Source organism: Methyloversatilis sp. XJ19-13 (genome assembly GCF_024580155.1).
In the GTDB taxonomy this organism is placed as follows: Bacteria; Pseudomonadota; Gammaproteobacteria; order Burkholderiales; family Rhodocyclaceae; genus Methyloversatilis.
In genome coordinates this window covers 301,659-323,998 of sequence record NZ_JANINH010000003.1, presented here as the reverse complement: position 1 = coordinate 323,998, position 22,340 = coordinate 301,659, and the positions used below count along the sequence as shown (strand labels likewise).

16 protein-coding genes are annotated in these 22,340 nt (G+C 65.9%); 3 read left to right on the top strand and 13 right to left on the bottom strand.

What is annotated here, in order from left to right; genetic code table 11:
• Positions 1-63: 63 nt before the first annotated feature.
• The 8 genes from NMQ14_RS06130 to NMQ14_RS06095 all read right to left on the bottom strand — a co-directional run bounded on the left by NMQ14_RS06130 (position 64) and on the right by NMQ14_RS06095 (position 7,224).
• Complete coding sequence (locus NMQ14_RS06130; protein ID WP_257094406.1) at positions 64-2,046, bottom strand: TonB-dependent receptor; 1,983 nt, start codon at positions 2,044-2,046, stop codon at positions 64-66.
• Between the two features lie 125 nt (positions 2,047-2,171).
• Positions 2,172-2,501, bottom strand: coding sequence for a hypothetical protein (locus tag NMQ14_RS06125; RefSeq protein ID WP_257094404.1), 330 nt, complete (start codon positions 2,499-2,501; stop codon positions 2,172-2,174).
• A gap of 15 nt (positions 2,502-2,516) precedes the next feature.
• Entirely contained in the window at positions 2,517-2,954 is a 438-nt protein-coding gene (gene dksA / locus NMQ14_RS06120; RefSeq protein ID WP_069038554.1) for an RNA polymerase-binding protein DksA, read from the bottom strand.
• Between the two features lie 69 nt (positions 2,955-3,023).
• Entirely contained in the window at positions 3,024-4,250 is a 1,227-nt protein-coding gene (locus tag NMQ14_RS06115) for a class I SAM-dependent rRNA methyltransferase (protein WP_257094402.1), read from the bottom strand.
• A gap of 152 nt (positions 4,251-4,402) precedes the next feature.
• A complete protein-coding gene (locus NMQ14_RS06110; RefSeq protein ID WP_257094400.1) occupies positions 4,403-5,053 on the bottom strand; it encodes a DUF484 family protein in 651 nt (216 codons plus the stop codon).
• 7 nt (positions 5,054-5,060) lie between these two features.
• Positions 5,061-5,894 carry a diaminopimelate epimerase gene (gene dapF, locus NMQ14_RS06105; RefSeq protein ID WP_257094398.1) on the bottom strand — a complete coding sequence of 278 codons (834 nt, stop codon included), beginning with the start codon at positions 5,892-5,894 and terminating at the stop codon, positions 5,061-5,063.
• 10 nt (positions 5,895-5,904) lie between these two features.
• Positions 5,905-6,333 carry a CoA-binding protein gene (locus tag NMQ14_RS06100; RefSeq protein WP_257094396.1) on the bottom strand — a complete coding sequence of 143 codons (429 nt, stop codon included), beginning with the start codon at positions 6,331-6,333 and terminating at the stop codon, positions 5,905-5,907.
• A 9-nt stretch (positions 6,334-6,342) separates the two neighbouring features.
• On the bottom strand, positions 6,343-7,224 hold the full coding sequence (locus NMQ14_RS06095; RefSeq protein WP_257094394.1) for a lysophospholipid acyltransferase family protein: 882 nt from the start codon (positions 7,222-7,224) through the stop codon (positions 6,343-6,345).
• A 171-nt stretch (positions 7,225-7,395) separates the two neighbouring features.
• Between NMQ14_RS06095 and metK the strand changes: the two genes are divergently transcribed.
• A complete protein-coding gene (metK, locus tag NMQ14_RS06090) occupies positions 7,396-8,559 on the top strand; it encodes a methionine adenosyltransferase (RefSeq protein ID WP_257094392.1) in 1,164 nt (387 codons plus the stop codon).
• A gap of 96 nt (positions 8,560-8,655) precedes the next feature.
• Here the strand turns inward: metK and NMQ14_RS06085 are convergent, their stop codons facing one another.
• Together NMQ14_RS06085 and pmbA are read right to left on the bottom strand one after the other, a co-directional pair.
• A complete protein-coding gene (locus NMQ14_RS06085) occupies positions 8,656-9,738 on the bottom strand; it encodes a TRAP transporter substrate-binding protein (RefSeq protein ID WP_257094390.1) in 1,083 nt (360 codons plus the stop codon).
• Positions 9,735-11,075: a metalloprotease PmbA gene (pmbA, locus tag NMQ14_RS06080; RefSeq protein WP_257094388.1), complete on the bottom strand. Its 1,341-nt coding sequence runs from the start codon at positions 11,073-11,075 to the stop codon at positions 9,735-9,737. The genes NMQ14_RS06085 and pmbA overlap by 4 nt, the downstream gene beginning before the upstream one ends.
• Positions 11,076-11,199: 124 nt before the next feature.
• Here pmbA and yjgA point away from each other — a divergent pair, with 124 nt between their 5' ends.
• The gene (yjgA, locus tag NMQ14_RS06075) at positions 11,200-11,781 is read left to right on the top strand and encodes a ribosome biogenesis factor YjgA (protein ID WP_257094386.1); all 582 of its coding nucleotides are present in this window, start codon (positions 11,200-11,202) and stop codon (positions 11,779-11,781) included.
• Positions 11,768-12,364: a molybdopterin adenylyltransferase gene (mog, locus tag NMQ14_RS06070; RefSeq protein ID WP_257094385.1), complete on the top strand. Its 597-nt coding sequence runs from the start codon at positions 11,768-11,770 to the stop codon at positions 12,362-12,364. Before yjgA ends, mog begins: the two co-directional genes overlap by 14 nt.
• Positions 12,365-12,373: 9 nt before the next feature.
• On the opposite strand, the gene NMQ14_RS06065 is transcribed toward mog, so the two are convergent.
• The 3 genes from NMQ14_RS06065 to NMQ14_RS06055 are packed head-to-tail and all read right to left on the bottom strand — an operon-like array spanning position 12,374 to position 22,327.
• On the bottom strand, positions 12,374-13,984 hold the full coding sequence (locus NMQ14_RS06065) for a ShlB/FhaC/HecB family hemolysin secretion/activation protein (RefSeq protein ID WP_257094383.1): 1,611 nt from the start codon (positions 13,982-13,984) through the stop codon (positions 12,374-12,376).
• A gap of 40 nt (positions 13,985-14,024) precedes the next feature.
• Complete coding sequence (locus NMQ14_RS06060) at positions 14,025-15,443, bottom strand: FecR family protein (RefSeq protein WP_257094381.1); 1,419 nt, start codon at positions 15,441-15,443, stop codon at positions 14,025-14,027.
• Positions 15,440-22,327, bottom strand: coding sequence for a filamentous hemagglutinin N-terminal domain-containing protein (locus NMQ14_RS06055; protein WP_257094379.1), 6,888 nt, complete (start codon positions 22,325-22,327; stop codon positions 15,440-15,442). The genes NMQ14_RS06060 and NMQ14_RS06055 overlap by 4 nt, the downstream gene beginning before the upstream one ends.
• Between the last annotated feature and the right edge of the window lie 13 nt (positions 22,328-22,340).

Genomic DNA, 22,340 nt, shown 5'->3' with positions numbered 1-22,340 from the left:
TCCGCGCTGCGCGCCGATCCGGTAAGCAGACGTGACAGGCGCCCGCCCACCGGTTCGTTGCGCTCAGAAATTCATCCGCAGACCCGCCATCACGCTGCGCCCGGGCAGCGGTGCAATCGTCTTCAGGAAGGACACGTGATTGCGCGCTTCGGTATCGAACAGGTTGTTGCCGCGCAGCCAGGCTTCCCAACCCAGGCCGCCCGCCGAGAAACCGTAGCTGGCGAATGCATTGACCAGCGTGTAGCCCGCAGTCGGCGTGCCGTCGCTGTCTACCCGGCCCTGCCGGCGCACGCCCTGCGCCTCGAGCCGCAGTTGCAGCCGGTCGCGGTGCCAGTTCAACGCGGCCAGCGCTCGCATTGGCGCAATGCGCGGCAGCGGCTCGCCGGTGTCGCGGTTGCTGGCACGCACCATGTCAGCCTGCAGATCGAGGTGCAGTTCGCCGGCGCAGCGGCACAGCAGCAGGTGCGCCTGCGCCTCGACACCGGTGAATTTGGCCGGCACCGCGTTGTAGGTGAATTCAGGTAATTCACCTGCTGGGTCGATCAGGCCGTCTTCTTCGCGGTTGCGCCCGCTGCCCGACAGCGCGATGTAGTTGTTGAAGCGGCTGTGGAAAACGCCGACGCTGCCGCTGTGCTCACCGCTCTTGACCCGAAGCTGCAGGTCGATCGAGTTCGATTTCTCGGTATCGAGCGCGGTGTTGCCCAGTTCGTAATTGCCGGTAGCGGCATGCGGGCCATTGGCGAACAGCTCGTAAAAGGTCGGGGCACGCTCGGTGTGCGCCAGCTGGCTGGCCACCAAAAACACGTCGTTCAGCGGGTAGATGGCGCCGAAGGCTGCGCTGCGCGCCGTGAAGCGGCGCTCCTGCGACGGGTCGAAGCGCGGCGTACCCGGGTTGTTCGCGTCATCCGGGCCACCGCCGTCGGTGCCGACCTTGGCCCGCTCGATGCGCCCGCCGAAGGTGAGCTTGAGGTCTCCGATCTTTGTTTCCTCGAACACGAACAGTGCGCGCGTATCGGTGCTGGTGGACGGTACGAAGGCCTCTGCGCCGAGCGCCGAAAAATCGCTGCTGTCCAGCTGCACGCCGAATACGCCCCGGAAGGCACCGATCGGCGCATGGCTGGCCTCGACCCGGAAATCGGTCCCCTTGTTGAAGAATCGGGTCTCGGGCGCGCCATCGTCCAGTTCGACATGCTTGTAATCGGTGTGACCGGCGCGGAATTTCAGGCCGGTGATGAAACCGCCCAGATCGCGCGCCTCGCCCGCCAGGTCCCAGCGCTCGCTGCGCATGTCGATGGTGATCGACGGCTCGGCGACCGTACCGTACAGGGTGTCGTACAAGCCGTAGGACGCACCGACATAACCCTTGTCGCCGGCCAGCGAAAAGCCGATGCCACCGCCCTCGCTTTCGGCTGCCGAATTGCGCAGCCGCGATGCGCCGCTGCCGCGTGGAATCCGCAGGTCGCTGGTGCGGCGGCTGAAGCCATCCACATGCAGATTGAAGCCATTGACGCCGTATTCGGCCCGACCGGCGACGGCGCGCGTCGAATCGGCACCGCCGACCACGCCATCAAGGCGGCCGCTGGCACCGGACAGCGCTCCCTGGGGGATGCGGTTGTCCAGCGTATTGACCACACCGCCGACCGCATTGCCGCCGTACATCAGCGCCGCGGGGCCGCGCACCACCTCGACCCGCTCGACCACCAGGGGGTCGGTCGTCACCGCATGATCGAAGGACAGCGACGACGCATCGACCGTCGCGCCACCGTTGCTCAAGATGCGCACCCGGTCGCCGTCCAGGCCGCGGATGACCGGACGGCTCGAATTCGGCCCGAACCAGGTGCTGCTGACGCCGGGTAGCGTGCCCACCGTTTCGCCCAGCGTGCTGGCCCCGCGCAGCGTCAGGTCATGGCCGTCCATGACCGAGACCGGGCTGACCAGATCCGACAGGTCGCTGCCGAGCGGATTGCCGGTCACGACGACGGTGGGCAGATCCTTGATGGTTTGCGCCGCGACCGGCACGGCCATGGCTGCGATCGAAGCGGCCATGACGGCGCTTCGCAATGAATGCGAGTGATGCATGAATGTTCCCCCGGCCCGAAAGGGCATGGCCGCGCGCACTGCGCTGCCGGTCTGTCACTGGATGGATCGCGCCGTGGAGGTGGCGCGCTGCGTCAGATCAGGGAGGAAAAAGGCGGGCCGTGCGCCCGCTGCTCAGGCAGGTGGCAAACCGTTGCGAGCAGCGACGCAGCGCTGCTCAATACGTGACCGCGGCTGGCGTGGCGCAGCCCCGGCAGCGTGACCGGTAGCGCAGCATTCAGCGTCTGACCGGACAGGCAGTCGGCGCACGACACCGCATGCAGACCCGAACCGTGCTCCGCACCGGCGATCGGCTGCACACCGGACGCCGCATGATGTTCGTACGCATGCACCAGTGCCACATGCTGTGCGCCAAGCAGGCACAGCAGCAGCAGGACGCGACGAAGCACGAACAGTGGATTCATGACGAAAGCGCTGCTTCAGTCGCCGTAGAGCTTTTGCAGGCGCTCGCGCCGTTCCTGCGCTTCGATGGTCAGCGTCGCGGTCGGACGGGCCAGCAGGCGGCCGATGCCGATCGGCTCGCCTGTTTCGTCGCAATAGCCGTATTCGCCTGCGTCGATGCGGTCGATTGCCTGTTCGATCTTCTTCAGCAGCTTGCGCTCACGGTCGCGGGCGCGCAGTTCCAGCGTGTGTTCCTCTTCGACCGTCGCGCGGTCGGCCGGGTCGGACACGTTATCGACTTCCCGCATGTGCTCGACCGTTTCATCGGCCTTGCGCAGGATGTCATCGCGCATGCGGGCGAGCAGGCCGCGAAAAAACGCGAGCTGCGCCTCGTTCATGTAGTCCTTTTCCGGCATTTTCAGCATGTCGGCTTCGGTCAGCGGCTTGTCTGCCTTGCCGGCGTTCTTGGTGGCCATCCGCGGGGACTCCCAAGTTGGAAAGAGCGGGAGGATACCAATGTTTGCAGTAAAACAAGAGTCGCGTTGTCACGCCACGCGGATGAGCAGTCCTTTCAGGTACTCGCCTTCCGGAAAAGCCAGTCCGATCGGGTGATCGACCCCGGCCGAAAGCCGGCGCAAAACACGTGCGCCGATGCCGGCATCGGCCGCTGCATCGGCGACGATGCCCTGGAACATCGCCGGGTCGATGCCGGCCGAACAGGAGTAGGTCATCAGCAGACCGCCCGGCGCCAGCAGGCGCAGACCGAGCAGGTTGATGTCCTTGTAGGCGCGCGCCGCCGACTTGGCGTGCGACGCCGAAGGCGCGAACTTCGGCGGGTCGAGCACCACCAGATCGAATTTTCGGCCCTCGTCGCGCAGTGTGCGCAGATGCTGGAACACATCCGCTTCGAGCCAGGCAGCGCGGCTGGCGTCCAGGACCGGATTGTGCGCCAGATTGGCGCGCGCCATTTCGAGCGCCGGGCCGGACGAATCGATCGACAGCACCTCGGTCGCCCCACCGGCCAGCGCGTGCAGCGAAAAGCCGCCGGTGTAGCAGAAGCAGTTCAGCACCCGCCGGCCCTGCGCCAGTTCGCCGCACAACCGGCGGCTGTCGCGCTGATCGAGGTAGAAACCGGTCTTGTGACCGCCGGCCACGTCCACTTCCAGGTTGATGCGCCCGCTCGCGGCGCGCTCGGCAATGACCGGTCGCGGCGGCCCGCCCACGATCCCCGCATCGCCGGTCAGCCAGCCCGTGCGCGCGGCCAGCCCTTCAAGGGCGCGCACATCCGGGTCGGACCGTTCGTAGATGCGGCTGACGCCGGTGGCCCGGGTCAGCGCGTCGGCTATGGCGTCGCGCCACTTCTCGCCACCGGCGCTGGTGATCTGCAGCACGATCACGTCTGCGTAGCGGTCGGCCACCACGCCCGGCAGGCCGTCGGATTCGCCATGCAGCAGTCGCACACCGCCTGACGCCTCGAATTCGGGCGCCAGTTCGGACAGATCGCGCCGCTGTTCGACCGCGCGTGCCACGGTGCGGCGGAAGAAGGCGTCGTCGATGCTTTCGTCTACGAAGCTCCACATGCGGGCGCGTATCTGCGACGCCGGTGACAGCGCTGCACGCCCCAGCGCGCGGCCATTGCTGGCCTGCACCACGACGGTGTCACCCGGCCGGGCGCGGCCGTCGATGCGATCGACCGCGCCGGCGAATATCCACGGGTGGCGCCGCAGCACCGAGCGTTCACGGCCCGGCGCAAGGATCAGAGTGGCGGTCACACTGCGCCGCCCGAATGGGTCGGCTGTGCAAAGCCGCCCCTGTGCGAACAAAGTGAGCGTGGGGGCCGACGCGCCGCCCGCAGGGCCGCCCCAAGGGCGAGCGCAGCCCCCTTGGGGGGCAGCGAACAAAGTGAGCGTGGGGGCCCCACCTCTCAGCCCAACTCGCGGATCAGCGACGCGCCGAGCAGCTCGCCGATCCGTTCGAGGTAGAGCGTGCCCATGTCGGGCACGAAGCGGTCGGAATCATCCGAACCCAGCGCCAGCAAACCGACGATGCGGGATTCACGGCGCAGCGGGATCAGCGCAATCGACTGTACCGACGGCGCCGCATCTCCGAACCACGCCACCACGCCGAGATCATTCACCGGCCCGCAGTACGGGTGCTTCGCATCGTTGGCAAACACGCGGATGCGCTCCTCGACCGGCGCGAACACGTCGCTGTCGCGCGTCAGCACGCTGTTCCACAGGCGCAGCGCGATCTGCGGCACGGCGAAGGCGTCGGCCAGCTGTTCGCGCAGCACGTTCATCAGCGCGTCGAAGCTGCCCGCGGTCAGCAGCGCGACCGACAGGGCATGCACGCGGGTCGAGATGAGGTCGTTGTCCTCGCCGAAACGCAGCAGTTCGGCCAGCTTCAGCTCCAGCGCCTTGGCCTTTTCGCGCAGCGTCAGGATCTGCCTTTCGGTGATCGAAATGGTGCGGCCGCCGTGCGGGTGCGGGACATACAGCTGCGCCAGCAGGTCGTGATAATCCTCGAAGAACTGCGGGTGGTCCTGCAGGTAACGCGCGATGTCGTCGGCTCTCATGCCTCGGTCACTCCAGATGAATGTCTGCTTCAAAAACGGTCACGGCCGGGCCGGTCATGTAGACCGGCTCACCTTCGCCGGCCCAGCGGATGTTCAGTTCGCCGCCGCGCGTGGTCACGCGCACCGGGCTGTCGAGCAGATTCCTGACCACGCCGGCCACCACGGCGGCGCAGGCGCCGGTGCCGCAGGCCAGCGTTTCGCCGGCCCCGCGCTCATACACGCGCAACCGGATGTGATGCGCATCGACCACCTGCACGAAACCGGCGTTCACCCGCGCCGGGAAGCGCGAGTGCGATTCGATCAGCGGCCCCTGCTGCGCGACCGGCGCGGCATCGACGTCGGCCACCACCTGCACGGCATGCGGGTTGCCCATCGACACGGCAGTGATTGGCACCGTCGTACCCGCCACGTCGAGCGGCTGCACGAAGGCATCGGAGGCGGAATCGAACGGGATGCGCGCCGGGTCGAACACCGGCACCCCCATGTTCACGGTGATTTCACCGTCGTCTTCCGCGGTCAGCGTGATGACACCGGACATCGTTTCGACGCGGATCTGCCGCTTGTCGGTCAGCCCCTGATCGAGCACGAAGCGCACGAAACAGCGCGCGCCATTGCCGCACTGTTCGACCTCGCCGCCGTCGGCATTGAAGATTCGGTAACGGAAATCGACGCCCGGCTGCTGTGCGCGCTCGACCAGCAGCAGCTGGTCGCAGCCGACACCGAAGTGGCGATCGGCCAGGAAGCGCACGCGTTCGGGCGTCAAGTCGACCTGCTGGCGGATGGCGTCGATTACGACGAAATCGTTGCCGAGGCCGTGCATCTTGGAAAAACGCAGCTTCATGCAGATCCGATCATTCAGTCGCCAGCGACACCCGGTCGCGCCACACGCAGCGATTCATCACCACCGTGAGCCCGGTGTCCTTCGCACGCTGCGCGGCGGCTTCGTCGATCACGCCGTCCTGCAGCCAGATGGCCGGCAGGCCGAGCGCGATGGCACGATCGACCACCTGGCCGACGCGTTCCGGTGCCAGAAAGACATCGACCAGATCAATGTCGCGCCGCAGTGCTTCGGGAATGTCATCGAGCGAAGCGTAGGCCGTTTCGCCCAGCACTTCGGTCACGGCCGGGCGCACCGGCACGATGCGCCAGCCGAAACCCTGCATGGCGCGCGCGACGCGATGACTCGGGCGCTTCTCATTCGGGGACAGGCCGACGACGGCCACGGTGCGTGCGCGCCGCAACAGCGCGCCGATGGCCTGCGGCGAAGGATTTTCGAACATGCGCGCATTCTACAGCGCGGGCCGCTGCACGCCGGGCGGGCACTTGTAGCGCTTGTAACCCCAGATGTACTGGTCGGGATAGCGGCGCACCAGTGCCTCGACGCTGCGGTTGATCGCCTCGACGCGCGCCCGCGTGTCGCCGGTGACCGGCACCTCGGGCGGCAGGAAGTGCAGGTGGAAGCCCTGCCCGTCAGGCAACCGCTCGGCGAACACCATCAGCGGGCCTTCGGCATGCTCGGTCAGGCGCGCCGCCAGCGTCATCGTGTAGGCCGGACGGCCGAAGAAATCCGCCCACACACCTTCGCCATTTGCCGGCACCTGATCGGGCAGGATGCCGACCAGTCCGCCGTCACGCAGCGTACGCAGCAGCCGGCGCACGCCGCCGCCGTCGGCCGCGGCCAGCGACACGCCGCCGCCGTCTCGCCCACGTGCCATCAGCGGGCCCAGCCAGGCCTGGCGTGGCTCGCGATAAAGCACGGTGATCGGCAGGCGCGAGCCGATCAGTTGCGCCGCCACCTCGAAAGCGCCCATATGCGGCGTCAGCAGCACCACGCCGCGCCCCTTGGCGTGCAGCGCCTCGACATTCTCCCAACCGCTGACGGCTGTCACCCGCGCCAGCACCTCCTCGCGCGGCCGCATCCACACCCAGGGCAGTTCGAACACTACGCGCCCGGCGCTGGCGGCGGCGGCATCGATCAGCGCGGCATCGGCATCGGGCACGGCACGTTTCAGATTGGCATCGAATTCGCGGCGGAACTTGCGCGACCAAGCATGCATCCGACGCCCGGCGAACGCGCCTGCCGTCTGCAGGACGCGCAGCGAACAGCGTGACAACAGACCGAAGACAGCGCCGGCAATCCGGCTTGCCATGGTGTGAACAACTGCAGACATCGAGAAATGCGTGGCGCACGGAAACAACGGGACACGGTAGACTAATGCTTCCGCCGAGTTAAACGAGACAACTTGCAGGGCGGATTAAAAATACTGCTAAAGCGTCGCCTGCTCGCTTCCCGGGGCTGGTTCGACGAACCAGCACAGGGATGATTAAAAAGGAGCAGGCGCATGTCAGAGTATCTATTCACGTCGGAATCGGTTTCAGAAGGCCACCCGGACAAGGTGTCCGACCAGGTGTCGGATGCCATTCTCGACGCCATCCTCGCGCAGGACCCGACCGCCCGTGTCGCCGCGGAAACGCTGTGCAACACCGGGCTCGTCGTGCTCGCGGGCGAAATCACCACCACGGCCAACGTCGATTACATCCACGTCACGCGCGACACGCTCAAGCGCATCGGCTACGACAACACCGAATACGGCATCGACTACAAGGGCTGCGCCGTGCTGGTGGCCTACGACAAGCAGAGCCCGGACATCGCCCAGGGCGTGGACCGCGCCAGCGACGATTACCTGAACCAGGGTGCCGGCGACCAGGGCCTGATGTTCGGCTACGCCTGCGACGAAACGCCGGTGTTGATGCCGCTGGCCATCCACCTGTCGCATCGTCTGGTCGAGCGCCAGGCCCATCTGCGCAAGGATGGCCGCCTGCCCTGGCTGCGCCCGGACGCCAAGAGCCAGGTCACCATCCACTACGTCGACGGCAAGCCGGAGCGCATCGACACCGTCGTGCTGTCTACCCAGCACGCGCCGGACATGTCGCTCGAAGCGATCCGCGAAGCGGTGATCGAGGACATCATCAAGCCGGTGCTGCCACCGGAACTGGTCAAGGGTGAAATCAAGTATCTGGTCAACCCGACCGGCCGCTTCGTCATCGGCGGCCCGCAGGGCGACTGCGGCCTGACCGGGCGCAAGATCATCGTCGACACCTACGGCGGTGCCGCACCGCACGGCGGCGGCGCATTCTCCGGCAAGGACCCGTCGAAGGTCGACCGCTCGGCCGCCTACGCCGCCCGCTATGTGGCGAAGAACATCGTCGCCGCCGGCCTCGCATCGAAGGCGCTGGTGCAGGTGAGCTACGCCATCGGCGTCGCCCAGCCGACCTCGATCATGGTCGACACCTTCGGTACCGGCAAAATCTCGAACGAAAAGCTGACCGAACTGGTGAACCGGCATTTCGACCTGCGTCCGAAGGGCATCGTGCAGATGCTCGATCTGCTGCGTCCGATCTACCAGAAGACTGCCGCCTACGGCCACTTCGGCCGCGACGAGCCGGAATTCACTTGGGAAGCGATCGACAAGGCCGCCGCGCTACGGGCGGATGCTGGGCTGTAAGCACCTTCGCTGAACCTGCTGGACATGACAAGGCCGCGCAAGCGGTCTTGTCATGTGGTGACGGCATCGCGCAAGCCGGAACCTGACGCCCGCCCGCTACTCGACCGGATGCCGTCCGGCGAACGCATCGACCGAATTTTCGGAAATCCGCGTCCACAGATGCTGTTCGGAACGGAAGCGGTTCCACGGTTCGAACACCTTGCGAAAGCCCGGACTGGACGCCGCAAGTTCGCGGTACAGCGCGAAGGTTTCCTTCTGGCAGGCGAGCAGGATGTCGCGCGAGAACATGCGCAACCGGGCGCCGCCCTCGATCAACTTCTTCATGGCGGCCGGATTGCGCGCGTCGTAGCGTGCCTGCATGCCGATGTGTGCGGCTGCGCAGGCGGCTTCGAGGATGTGGCGGTAGTCGGCCGGCAGCGCGTCATGCGCCGCTCGGTTCACGTAGATCGACAGCTGCGGCCCGGCTTCGGCCCAGCCCGGGTAGTAGTAATAGGGCGCCACCTTGTAGAAACCGAGCTTCAGGTCGTCGTACGGCCCGACCCATTCGGCGGCGTCGATGGCGCCCTTTTCCAGCGCCGGATACACGTCGGAGCCCGGAATCTGCTGCGGCACCACGCCCAGACGGGTCACGACCTGACCGGCCAGCCCGCCCACGCGCATCTTCAGGCCCTTCAGATCGGCCACGGTGCGGATTTCGCGCCGGAACCAGCCGCCCATCTGCGCGCCGGTGTTGCCGCACGGGAAATTGACGATGTTGTAGCCGGCGAACAGCTCGCGCATCAGCGCCATGCCGCCGCCATCCAGCAACCACGCGCTCTGCTGGCGACTGTTCAGGCCGAACGGCATGGCACAGTCGAAGGCGAAGGTCGGGTCCTTGCCGATGTAGTAATAGGAAGCGGAGTGACCGCACTCGACCGTGCCTTCGCGTACCGCGTCGAGCACGCCGAACGGCGGTACCAGTTCGTTGGCGGAGAACACCTGGATCTGGAAGCGGCCGCCGGTCGCCGCACTCACCTGCTGCGCCACCTGTTCGGCAGCAGGAAACAGCGCATCCAGCCCCTTCGGAAAGCTCGACGCCAGCCGCCAGCGGATCGCCGGCTGCGCCCCCACCACGGCCGGCGCGGCCAGCAGCGCGGCGGGCGCCGCCTGCAGGAAGGTGCGCCGCCCGCGCGCGCTCACGTGCCGGCTATCCTCATGCGGTCGATCAGGATCGAGCCGCACTGCTTCGAGCCGCGCACCAGCGTGTCCGCGCCGACTTCCTTGATGCCCATGTACATGTCGCGCAGATTGCCGGCGATGGTGATCTCCTGCACCGGATAGGCGAGCTGGCCGTTCTCGATCCAGTAGCCGGCGGCACCGCGCGAATAGTCGCCGGTCACATAATTGACGCCGTGACCCAGCAATTCGGTCACCAGCAGGCCGCGTTTGATCGAGCCGATCATGTCTACCAGGCTGCGCGTGCCCGGCTTCACGATGAGGTTGTGCGAGCCGCCGGCATTGCCGGTGGTCTGCATGCCCAGCTTGCGCGCCGAGTAGGTGCTCAGGAAGTAGCCGTTGAGCACGCCGTCCTGCACGATTGCGCGGTCCCGTGTCGCGACGCCGTCGTCGTCGAACATGCCGGAACCCATGGCGCGCGGCAGGTGCGGCCGTTCGGAAATACTGATCAGCGGCGAGAAGATCTGCTTGCCCAGGCTGTCGAGCAGGAAGGACGACTTGCGGTACAGCGAACCTCCGCTGGCCGCCTGCACGAAATGGCCGATCAGGCCGATGGCCAGCGGCGCCTCGAACAGCACCGGCACCCGCGTGGTCTTGACGCGCCGTGCGCCCAGCCGCGCCAGCGCCCGCTCCGCGGCATAGCGGCCGATGGCTTCGGGTGACGGCAGATCGGCCGCCGAGCGCTGGCTGGCGTACCAGTCTTCGCGCTGCATGGCGTCGCCTTCGCCCGCGATGACCGAACAGGTGATGTACTGGCGCGAACTCGAATAGCCCGCCATGAAGCCGAGGCTGTTGGCCGAAATGAACTGCGACTGCTGAGCCGACACCGATCCGCCTTCCGAATTGCGGACGTCCGGCGAGGTGGCGAAGGCGGCGTCTTCGCAGCGTCTGGCGATTTCGATCGCCTGTTCAACCGGCAGCTCCCACGGGTGGTACAGGTCGAGATCGCGGAATTCGGTCGCCAGCAGGGATTTGTCCGGCAGGCCGGCACAATCGTCTTCGGCGGTGAAGCGGGCGATCGACAGCGCCGCGTCAACCGAGGCGCGCAGCGCGTCGCGCGAAAAGTCGCTCGAACTGGCGTAACCCTTGCGCTGGCCGACATAGACGGTGACGCCGATGCCCTTGTCGCGGTTGTATTCGATCGTTTCGACCTCGCCACGGCGCACCGTGACCGACTGGCCGAAGCCTTCGGACACATCGACCTCGGCGGCAGTGGCGCCGCCGGCGCGCGCGTGGTCCAGCAGATCCTGCGCAATGTCGCGCAGGCTGTCATCGGTATAGCTGAAACCCTGTCGGGACATGGGGGCCTATCTCGCAGTGAAATCCGGTGGGGAATCCGCAGCCGGCGCGCCACGCAAGGGCGTTGTACGAGCGGGCTGCGGCAAAGCTGCAATAATAGCCGCTTGCCAAGCTTCGCCCCGCCCCATGCGCCCGAAATCCATATCGACCCACGACGACCCCGACGACGAGCCGCAGTACGACGGCCCGAGCAAGAGTCAGAAAAAGCGCGACTCGCATGCGCTGCAGGACATCGGCGAGCAACTGGTCGCGCTGTCCGACACGCAGTTGAAGCGCATCGACCTGCCGGACAACCTGCGCCGCGCGATCGAGGAAACGCGCCGCACGCGCAGCCGTGAAGGCCTGCGCCGGCAGATGCAGTATGTCGGCAAGGTGATGCGCACCATCGATACCGCACCGCTGGTCGAGGCGCTGGACGCGATACGCGGCGTGTCCGCCCGCGCCGTCGCACGCGAACAGATGCTGGAACGCATGCGCGAGCGGCTGATCGCAGACGAACAGGTGCTGGGCGACATCGCCGCGCAGTGGCCGGACGCCGACCTGACCCAACTGCGCACGCTGCGCCGCAACGCGCTGCGCGAAACCGAGCTGGACAAGCCGCCGCGCGCGTTCCGCGAAATCTTCCGCGTGCTGCGCCAGCTCGACCGTGCCGGCACGCCGGACGCTACCGAAACCGCAGAGGATGAACACGACGATGAACAAGGATGACGATCTGCTGACCGTCGGTCTGGTATCGGTGTCCGACCGCGCCTCGTCCGGCGTCTATCAGGACCAGGGCATTCCGGCGCTGCAGGACTGGCTGTCGGCCGCGCTGAAGACGCCGGTCACCTTCGAAACCCGGCTGATTCCGGACGAACAGCCGGTGATCGAGGCGACGCTGATCGAACTGTGCGACAGCGCGGGCTGCGATCTGGTGCTGACCACCGGCGGCACCGGCCCGGCGCCGCGCGACGTGACGCCGGATGCCACCGCGGCGGTGGCGCACAAGTTGATGCCCGGCTTCGGCGAACAGATGCGCCAGATCAGCCTGCGCTTCGTGCCGACCGCCATCCTGTCACGCCAGACCGGCGCCATCCGCGGCAGGACGCTCATCCTCAATCTGCCGGGTCAGCCCAAGTCGATCAAGGAGACACTCGAAGGCGTGAAGGACGCAGACGGTGCCCAGCTCGTGCCGGGCATCTTTGCCGCCGTACCTTACTGCCTGGACCTGATCGGCGGCCCCTATATTGAAACCGATGAGCGCGTGGTCAAGGCGTTCCGGCCGAAATCGGCGGTGCGGCCGCCACGCTGAAGAGCCGGTTCAGAAGCGATAGAACAGCCCCAGATGCAGGCGGCTGTCGCCCGCCTGCGTGCTCGCCGTGATCTGGTTGGGAACGTCGCGCCGCCCGTCGAACACGTGAGCCAGATCGAGTGACAGATCCAGCTTGCGCTGCCAGTTCCAGCGCAGGCCGACACCGGCACTGAGCATGCCCTCCCGCGCGCTGACCTGCGCCGGATCGTTGTTGCGCGGACGCAGGTAGATGGAACCGAAGTCCATGAACAGCACCGGTTGCAGTCCGTACTGTGAAATGCCCGGGCCGATGGCCTCAAGCGTGACCTGGTAGCCACGCTCGCCCGAAACCTCGCGGTCACGGAAGCCTCGCACTGAACCGGTGCCGCCCAGGCCGAACTGTTCGCCCGAAATCAGTGGATCGCCCGACCACTGGCCACGGGCTCTCGCCATTACCGTCCAGTTGGCCACGAGACGGCTGAAATCGAGCGTGGCACGCCACGCGTCCCAGTGGAAATCATTGCCATCGCGCAGGTAGGCAGCGCGATCATTTCCGATACCGCCCCCGGTGTTCCATGCATATTCGATGCTGCCGCCAATGGACATCGGCTCGATGTCGGCGCGCAGCACATAGCGCAAGGACAGCGGGCGGCTGCCGGTGTCGCTGCCCAGCGGCTGAACGACGCCGAGGTTGGAGAGCGTGGTCTTGTTGTCGAAATGCTTGAAATCGATGGCCGCGCTGAGCGACTGCTGCAACACATCGATACGCGGCAAGGCCTGTGTCACGCGCAGGCCCCAGAACTCGCCGGAGCCGGCGACATCGACCGACGACCCGCCTTGCTGCACACGGCCGCTGCTCACATCCGAATAGGTGTAATAGGCCGACACGCTGCGCCCGGAACCGAGGAGAGGCATCTGGTAGAAAGCCCCGAGCAGCGTGGTCTCGCTCACCCTGCCCGGCCTCAGGTCCGTGGTGTAACTGAGCGTCGCGACATGGTCGCGATCAAACAGGTTGGAATGCTGGATGCCGAGGGCGAACCGGTACGTACTGTCACGGTTGTCGTGGTCTTCGATCCGGCGATGGAAGTTCAGCGAACTGAAGATCGCGATCGGATCGACGTCGCGCACCTTGAGGCCGGCAGCCAGCGTATCCGGAGCCCGCCCTTCTCGGAAAGTGAGCTGTACGTTTTTCGATGGATGCGAATTGGCCGCCGTCAGATCGCGACCGATGGCTCGCAGATCCGGCGCGCGTCCTTCGACCAGCGCAGGGAGGCTGCGTCGGATGTTCTCGTTGCTGAAATGCTCGTTGCCGTCGATCTCGACTTCAGACAGCGTGAAATGAACGATCTGCAGCACAACCGCGCCTTGCGCGGGCTTCTGTGCGGGAATCAGCACCCGGTGAAAAGGCAGGCCTTCCGCCTGCAGCGCCTTTTCCAGCGCGAGCGCCGCGTCTTCGAGCTGATTGAGTGTGCGAGCCGGGCCGGTGTGGGCCGACAGGATGGTGGCCGTCCGCTCGGCGCCGAGCGGGTTGTCGCCCTCGATTTCAAAGCGCTGCACATCGATCGTCGGCTCCTGGGCCGGAGCGGTGGAACACAGCGCCAATGAGATGAGGGCGGCTGTCAGGCGGAGTGCGTATTTCATGGATGCGCGGTGGTTTCCAGGGTTGGGGCTGTCCGGGTGCTCACTGCATTTCGCAGATGGCCTGTCCGGGACGTCCGGTCTGCGTTCCGAACAGGGTCTGCACGCGCGAACTGCGCTCGTCGAAGCGTGACGGAGACGGGAAAGGGTCGTTGCGCAGGATGGCCGGAATACTTGACAGCCGTTGCGGGATGGAACTGCCTTCGAGCAATTGCGCCGAATCACCCGGATTCAGTTCGACCGACTGCACGGCGCTCAGGATGACTTTGCCATCACGGACGGTGATGTAGAGCGCGGGTTCGTCGCCCGTCGCATCGACTCCGAACAGTTCCTGCCAGTTCACGTCGACCTTGTCCGGGCGGGGCGACGAGAAAGCACGCAGGAATTCGGGCAGCGACAGATAGGGTTTGAGCTGGCCGCTGCGGTCGATCAGCGCTGACTGCCCGATCTCGACCGGCAGTTCCTCTTCGCCACGCAGAAACACCACAGTACCGTCCCAGGTGTGGATGGCCAGGCCGTCGCCGTCGGGCGGCGGCGCCTCTCCGGGCTCTTCCGCGCAACTGCCCTGGCAGGACAGATCCATGCCGGTTCCGCGTATGCCTATCGTGGCCACCGAAGTGGTGAATCGAACGTTGCGTGGCTGCGTCTTGCCGATGAGGCCGGTGAAGGCGCGCAGTCCGCCGCGCAACAGACGGAGCACCGCGGAATCCTCGCGGCCGGCCACCCGGTGACTGTACTGCTCGATCTGCAGGGCACTGACGGCATTCAGGGAGATCCTTGACTGGTCGCGGAAACCGATCACGGCCTGGGATCGGTCGCGTGTACGCACCGTCTCGCCCTCATACAGTGGCGCACCGACCGCCAGCGCACGCTCGCCCTGTCCCGGTACGCCTGCCGATGCCGTCCCTTCCATCTGCACGACACGCGCCACGATGACCCTGTCGTCCTGACCGCCCGTATTGCGCTCCGAGGCTTCCTGCTTGCATTCGGCGCCACAGATGCGCGCGTCGAACTCGGTTCCGCGTATGCCTATCGTCGCCCCGGCAGCCTGGATACGCACGCCCCCGGGGTTTCGCTTGCCGATCAGGCCGGTCACCGCCCGAAAGCCGCCGCGCAGCAATCGCATCACGGCGTTCTCCTCCCCACGATCATGGGCGTAGCTGTCGATCGCGAAAACGGTGTCCGGTCGCAAGGTCATTCGCGCGCCGTCCTTCATGCCGATCACAGCGTAACCGCGGCCACTGGTGGTCAGCACGTCGCCTTCCGAGATGACGTCACCCTTGGTGATGAAACGCGCCGGCGCGCCCGGCTTCTGCGCCGTCGTGATCCCCTGGGCGTGAACAACCTCTCCCACGTCGGCAAACGCGGGCAAGGCCAGGGCACCCAGCAGCAGCAGAGCACCAAGGCATGCGAGACGGGTGACAGAAAACGGTTTCCGCATCCCGTGCGTGAAGGAAGTCATCTGCAGGCTCCTACCTTGCGCTTGCCCGGATCTTCACCCGAAGCAGTGGTCAATGTGTTCAGTTCAGCCAGATCGTCGTCGAAAAGACCACGGTCCTGCCGGTCGGAAATAAGCGCCAGCAGATCGGCCACCGCCACGTTTGCAGCTTCTTCGCCATCGAGCTCGACCACAATGGGGGGCGGGACAAGCCCGGTTCCGCGCAGCCCGCCGAAAGCGAAACTGCCTCCACGGAACGCGCTGGAACAGCTTGTGCAGGTGCCCGCACCGACACGCACCGAGCCTCCGCTCACGGCAGAGAAGGCGGCGTCGCCGCCATTCGCGTTCACCACGACATCACCGGCGGAAATGACGTTCAGCACGCCACCGGAATCAATGCCGGTCGTGGCACCCGACGCACCGGTCAGTACCGTATTGCCGCCCAGCGCGGCCACCGTCAGCGAGTCGCCACCGACGATGCTGGCGGAAGTGCCAGGCCCTCCGGCAATGGATTCCAGGCCACCCGTCGATACGATGGACACCTCCGGCGGGTCAATCTTGGCCGAGCCCAGACTGCCCGCCTGCACCACGATGCCGCCGCCGATGGTACTCAGAAGCAGTTCGCTGACCGCCTCGATGCGCGCCAACGCCGCGGTCGAGGCGCCGCCGCTCACCTGTACAGATCCCGCCAGAATGTGCTGCGAGCCGGCAATGAGCGACGACGAGCCCGACGATGCGGCATCTCCGATCAGCAGACTGCCACCGATGGCATGCGTTTCCGGGTCGAACTCCCAGGCTTCCAGCTCCTGCAGACCGGCCGAGGAAATCACCGATGACGCCGATTCGTTCGCACCACCGATCACGCTGATCCGACCGGCGAACAACGCCTGCTGATCGCCCAGCGAAACAATGCCTGACTGACCCAGGCTGGACACCCCGCCAACCATCACCGTACCGTGGCTCGTTCCGTTCAGCAGGTTGGAAAAATCTGAACCCCAGTAGTAACCGTCGCCATACTCGGAGTAATAGTAAGGCTCGAGATCGATGTCCTGGTCGCCTTGCGAGAACACCGTGGCCTGTCCGCCGCCGGAGGCATTGACGGTCAGCGTTCCGCCATTGCCGTAGCCCCCGATTCCGATCGACTGGAAACTGCCCGAAGCTCGCTGCGTGATGCCGGCCAGACCGCTGGCGGACGCATTGACCACCGATATCGAGGTGTCGGCCGAAACGCTCTGGAAAGCACCGCTCAGGTTGTCAATCGCCACCGCGACATAGCCATTCTGCGCCTGATTGAGGATGCTGATCGAGCCCACGTCGACCGACTGGCCACTGCCACCTTCATTGCGTATGCCGACTTCCGCCGTATCGCCGTCGATGTGCACCGCGTCGGTCAGGCTGGAAATGTCCAGCGCACCATTGGCCGACACATATTGATATTCGGAGCTCATGTTCTTGATGCCGCTCTCATGCCAGTTCAGCGCGCCATGACCGCCGGTGATGACGATGTCGCCAAAGGAATGAAGCTCCTGCCCCCGCTGGCCACCCGACGCCACGAAATAGCCACCGGGGTCGAGCACCATGCCATTCACGACAAAGGCGTTGGCTGCCGTACTGCCCAGAATGCGCAAGGACGATGCATACAGATACTGGGCGTTGTAGCCGTAGTACCCGCCATACCAGTTGTAACAACTGGACGAGGACAGCAGGCAGCCCGCCGACGCGATGCCCGCATGCGCGCCCGACCCGCTGCCAGCCTGGATCAATACGTCGCCCGCATTCATGTGCTGCGAATCGGCACGCACGAAGGCGGTGGCACCCTCGCCACTGCCGCCCGACACCTCCATCGCACCGGTATAGAGGGTCATGTTGGCGGTGGCGACCATGTCTGCACTCGCACCCGTTCCGCTGCCACCCCGCACCGTCATCGAACCGGTTTCGACAACCATATTGCCGCCGGCTGCGAGCTTTGCCGTGGCGCCTTGTCCGCTGCCGCCAAGTACGGCCAGCGAGCCGGCGTCGATGTTCATGTCGCCGCCGGCCACCAGATCCGCGGTCGCACCCTGCGCGTCGCCGCCCCACACGATGAACTGCCCGTCGGCGTCCACATTCATGGCTGAACCGCTGGTCACATTCACCGAGGCGGCATCCACGGAGCCGCCGGAAATCCTGAGCGCACCGCCGGCCGAAAGCGACATGGAGGCTGTGGCGGCGACAGTCAGCGCCTGCGCCTTCGCTTCGATGTCGAGATCGGAACTGGCCGACAGCCTGAGCACGCCGGCCGATACGTCGTCCACCACCCGCAGGGAACCATTGACGACCGCCAGGTCGAAGTCGCGCAATCCGGACGACACCCCCTGCAGCACGACGGTCGCGGCCTGGCTGTCGCGTGCGATGGACAGGCCGGACGTCTGGTGACTGAAATTGACACCACCGCTGCCGGTCGCGCTCAGCGTGAGTTTCAGGTCGCCATCGTGAGTGGAGCGAAGGTTCAGCGCGTCGCGCACCGCGATGTCAAGGTAGTCGGCCGCGCCATCCACCGTCAGGTCGCCACCATAGGCACCACTGTCGCTGCCCACGCTGCCGTTGTATGCATACAGCGCGACATGGGCCGAACTGTCGTAGGCCCTGCCCGAGTTGCCATCGTCGAAGCCGAGGTCGATCTCGCCGCCGTTGAAACTGTCGTAAGCGTAAATGGAGCCGGATTCGGCGCGGATCTCCACCGAGCCGGCGTGCGACAGGTCAAGGCCGGTGGCAATGCGATCCACCTTCACATCACCCCAGTATTTCCCCAGTTCGAACGATCCGCCCTGGGTGTCGGCATTGACGACGAGCGCGCCGCTGCCATGCTCGGTCACGAAGAAGGAAAGGGGCTGTGGCGCTTCGAGTCTGAGGTTCATCTCGCCGCCCGACGCGCCGAAATAACGGACGACATCGAAATCGTTCGCATCGTGGATACGGCCGACGGCGCCGGAAAGAAGCGTCAGGCTCAGGCTGTCCAGCAATACGGAATCGACGTCCACCTCGAATTCGCCGTAACTGCTGACCGACAGCGCATATGTGCCATCGACGATGGCAAGGATGTGGCGGCCCTGGAGCGATACCGGCCCGCTCGACGAAATGACGGCCGCCGAACCCGACATGCCGATATCGACGCCGCTGATCGACACGCCGTCTGCGCCGATATTGGCACCCGACTCGAACGCGATATTGCCACCGGAAGACAGGTTGACGCTGCCGTGTGTGGTGCTGAGTGCAGCCCCGACATGAACGCCGCTGCTCCCTGAAACGGTGATGTTGCCATAGTTCGACGAAAGTGCGGTGAGCACATCGGCATAGCCCGCCGCATTGACCGAAATGTCGCCTTGAGCGCTGAGCAACTGTCCCAACAGCACCACGCTGCCGCTCCAGGAGCGGAAGTCTGCACTGCCTCCGACATCCAGGTCGGTCGTCAGCGCCAGGCTGGTTTCCGACTCGAGCCAGAAGTAATCCAGGTTACCCAGGGATCCGAAGGAAGAGACCGTCCCTGACAGTACCCCGCTTCCCGCATCGGCCAGATCGACGCTGACGTTTGCCGCATCGACACGGACCATACGGGAGGGCTGGAAGCCCCAGGCGTCGATGTCCAGACCCCAGATGGCACTGGCTGCAAAGTCGCCCGAATCGGTGCGCCCCACCCTGACGTTCACATCGCCATACGAACTGAGGTACAGCCAGCTGGTTGCATTGACCCGCAGCGCTTCGTCGCGGGTGCCTATGCCCGATGAGCCGATCAGATTGGTGTAGGTCGCGCGCGAGGCATCGATCTCCAGAGAGGAGAGGGTACCCAGGCCCGCACCCGCCGACAGATAGACCGAGCTGGCCGTGCCGATCTCGATGTCGTAGCCCACGCGATCGGCACTGGTATCGATATGTCCGCTGGCATAGACGTCGAGATCGCCGGAGCTGGACAGGTGATCGAACAGAAGGTCACCGCTGGTATTGATCGCGATCGATCCGGCTGCCAGGCGACCCGCGGTCAGCCCGCTGCCCGTGTCCAGATCCAGCACGCCGGAAACCGTGGCATCGGTCATGAGCAGGGAGCCACCGGCATTCGCGCGCAGCGAAGCGGCGATGACCGATCCGCCGAGCAGGATGCTGTCCGAAGCTTCGAATGCCGCGGCACCGGACACCGTGACGGCACCGGCCGTCAGCATGTTTCCGGCATCGGCGTTCAGCGAGGCCGCAACGACCGGACCGGCGAACACGATGCTGCCCGAAGCGTCGAATGCCAGCGCGGTGGCCGGCGTATCGATGGCGGCCACGGTCAGGTCGCTGTCGCTCACGTCGAGGGACAGCGAGGACAGGGTGGTCGCCCCCAGCCCGACATTCAGCGCCGCATCGTCGCGAACCAGAGACAGGGCAAGTCCCCCGTAGTTGAAGCTTGAAGCCGCCAGCGCAGCCGCCGAACCCTGCAATGCCAGGGAATTCAGCGACGAAGGCGTAAAGGTGACGAAAGCGGCGCCGCTCAGATTGAGCGACACACTGGACGCATTGACCACCAGCGGGGCGGACGCGGTGGCTATCGTGCCGTTGAACGCGGTGACCGATACGCTGGGCGCCGCAATGCTGCCGGCCTCGGCCTGACGCACGCCGGCCGAACCATAGAGCGTCACGCCATTGCCGCTGTTGAGGGTCCCCACGTTGAGCAGCGCATCGCTGCTGGAATTGCTCAGCGTGATGTAGCCCTGCGGGGCCGTCGCGTCGACCCGCTGTTCGACCACCACGCTCGCACTGACGCCGTAACGGCCATCGAGGGTCGCCGATCCGGCACGCAGGCCGGTCGCGGACACCGTCCCGTTGCTGCTCGTGAGCTGGACCCGACCGCTGCCGGCGTTGATGCCATAGCTGGCCGAGACGTAGGACGAAGCGCTGACGCTGACGTCGCCACCCGCGGTCGATACGCTGGCGCCGAAATACGCCGTTGAGGCCTGCCCCAGCGAATCGCCTTCCAGACGACCGACCATCAGGTCGCCACCGCCGGTGGACAGGGTCGAACTCGTGGTCAGCGCAGAGGCACTGAGCGTCACATCGCCGCCGCCCGCGCCCAGTGCGGCACCAACGAGGACGTGCCCTGCGTTCAGCGTGATCGCGCCGCCCGAGGTGGCGACCGCACCGCTGGTGAAGATGGCATCGGAGGCGCCCAGTCCACCATTTTCCAGGTAGCCCATGCGCAGATCACCCCCACCGGTATCGATGGCGGCGGCACTGTGGACACGCAGCGCGCTGAGCGTAACGTCACCGCCATTGGTCGAGATGCGGCCCGACTGCCAGATCATGCCCTCGTCGTAGTCATCCTGATCGATGCTGTCATCAAGCGCAGCCATCAGCGTCAGGCTGGCACCCGGCGCCGTCAGCGCGACGTCCTCCAGCACGAATATGCTGGAGCCGGCCTGCAGGGTGACATTGGCATTCAGGGCCGCCAGCGTCGACGCCCTGATGGTGACCGCATTGTCGCCCAGGTCGCGCCAGCCCTCGCTGCACTCGGCCGAGAAGTCGCACAGTTCGTCCACCGCCTCGATCACCTGACCGCCATTGCTGGCGATCAAGATGTCGCGCGGATCCAGCAGCAGCTTGCCGGTGACACCCAGTGGCGCCGACAGGTCCACCTTTGCCGCGTCGGCGAACTGCAGCACTTCCTTGCCGGAAATCTCGGCAAAACCGCCGTCACCGCCATGGGCGCCGCCGCGCGCACTCAGTTCACCAGCGTAACGGGTCAGCCGGTCGGCCCACACGATGACGCGTCCGCCGTCGCCCGACTCAAGGGCGTCGGCCGCGATGCGGACGCCTTCTTCGATGGTGGTCGCACTGGCATTGCGCACCGCCTCGTTGGCGCCCTGATAGTCGCCCCCGATGCGCGCTTCGCCGCCCGCCGTGTCGCCGGACACATCGACCATCGCTCCCGCCGCCAGCAGCACACGGTCGGCGAATACATCGACCGCACCGCCTTCGCCGCCGTCGGAGGCGGCTGACAGACTGCCCGCGATGCGCGCTTCGCCAGCGCCCGCGTCGACCACGATGCGCCCGCCGTCCTGACCGTCACGGCCGGCCGCCGACACCGTCGCGCCCGCTTCGACCTCGACCTTGTTCGCGGCAACGAGCATGATCTGTCCGTCATCGCCGAGCGCGAGGCGGTCCGCCCTGACTTGCCCGCCCTGCCTGAGCGTGCCGGCGAACACTTTCACCGCGCCGCCGTCTGCGCTCAGCGTGCCCAGATTGACCACGCTGTCGTTCGGCGCCTGCAGTTCGAAGCTGATGCCGCCCAGTGTGGCATCCGACAGCGTGACCGCCTGGCCTGCGGCCAGCACGATGTCGCCGTTCGGTGCATCGATCAGGCCGGTGTTCTCGATGTGTGGTGCGATCAGCGCAACACGACCGCCCGCTGCCGTACGAATCACCCCTTCGTTGCGGATGTCCCCGGCCGCCAGACCGGCCGAAAAGCGCAGTCGCTGATTGATGAAATCGGCGTCACTGATGGCCAGCGTCGAGGCAACGAAGCCATTGGTGTCGATCACCGCATTCGGGCCGATCACGATACCCGCGGGATTTACGAGGAAGACCTGGCCGTTCGACTGCAGCGTGCCCATGATTTCGGACAGATTGCCGCCGACCACCCGGTTCAGCACCGCGCTCTGCGCCGACTGCTGCACGAACCTCGTGATTTCACCCTGGGCGATCGAGAAGTGCTGCCAGTTGATGACGGTGCCCGGCGCATTGGTCACCTGCAGCACGTTGGGTGCCGGCTGTGCGAAGCTGGCCGCACCGGCTGTAACGGCGGCGCCGGACGGATTGGCGTACGCCGGACGCGCGCAGAGGGTCGCGCCGAACGCAAGCTCGAACAAGACCATCATCAACTTGGGTCTGAACTTCATTTTTCTCTCCCTG